An 809-nucleotide genomic window follows, 5' to 3' on the forward strand; every position below is an offset into this window, starting at 1 on the left:
GATGGTGCGGTACAACCTGCAGCCCCGCTTCCGCCAAGTAGACCTCGACTTTCTGTTGACCATGCCGCCGCGCGTTTTGCCGGAGCTGGCCGCACGCCAAGCCATTCTGGATGGCATGAACAGCATTGCCGTGACTAGCCCCGATGGCTACCACGAAAACCACGTGCAGCCCGCCGAAGCCCGCCGCCTGGTGCAGGAGCGAGTAGCTCAGTGGTTGGTAGAATATGGCCCTACTCATCGGCAGTGGCAAAGCTGGAACTGGGCCGAGGCCTCTGCCTATACTCAACTAACTGGCCAACCAACTGCGGCTCACTCCCAGCAGCTTAGCCCCCGGGTACGTTTCTAGCAAGGGCGAGCAACAGTATGCTTCTCCCATTTACGTGGCTTAGCGCGCTACTTCCAGTAGCCGAGGTAGCGAGTTGGTGATATTTTATTCTCTTCACTTCCTAAGTTTTAAAGTCATGACTTTCCTTCCCTTACTGCTGACGGTAGCAGGTGGTTTGTTCTGCGTGGGTTGCGTAGCGAGCCTTGCGTTTCTGCTTACCTGGCGCGACTTCGCCGCTACGCCTCCCGAGCGTACCCGCCGCCATTGGTGGGCCGTGCTACCAGGCGCTGCCTTACTACTTGGCTTATTGCTTTGGACGCTCCTGCACGTGATGCTGCTCTGGACGCCTAATGCTGCCCCCGTTGCCTTCGCTACTCCCGCCCCCTAATGCAATCTTCTTCTTCCAGCCATCTTCCCTCTGTTGGACGCAGCTTGGGAATACTTATTGGTGCCTTGGCGCTACTCTGGACGTGGCAGCAGTTTC

General features: G+C 57.7%; 2 protein-coding genes. Both read left to right on the plus strand.

Annotation, left to right across the window (positions count from 1 at the left end):
- On the plus strand, nt 1-346 hold a 346-nt coding region (locus VI25_RS25465), incomplete at its 5' end, for a hypothetical protein (RefSeq protein ID WP_161807036.1).
- Nucleotides 347-461: 115 nt separating this feature from the next.
- Entirely contained in the window at nt 462-713 is a 252-nt protein-coding gene (locus tag VI25_RS22485) for a hypothetical protein (RefSeq protein ID WP_045687221.1), read from the plus strand.
- Nucleotides 714-809: the final 96 nt, after the last annotated feature.

The organism is Hymenobacter sp. AT01-02 (assembly GCF_000961955.2).
Classification (GTDB): domain Bacteria; phylum Bacteroidota; class Bacteroidia; order Cytophagales; family Hymenobacteraceae; genus Hymenobacter; species Hymenobacter mucosus.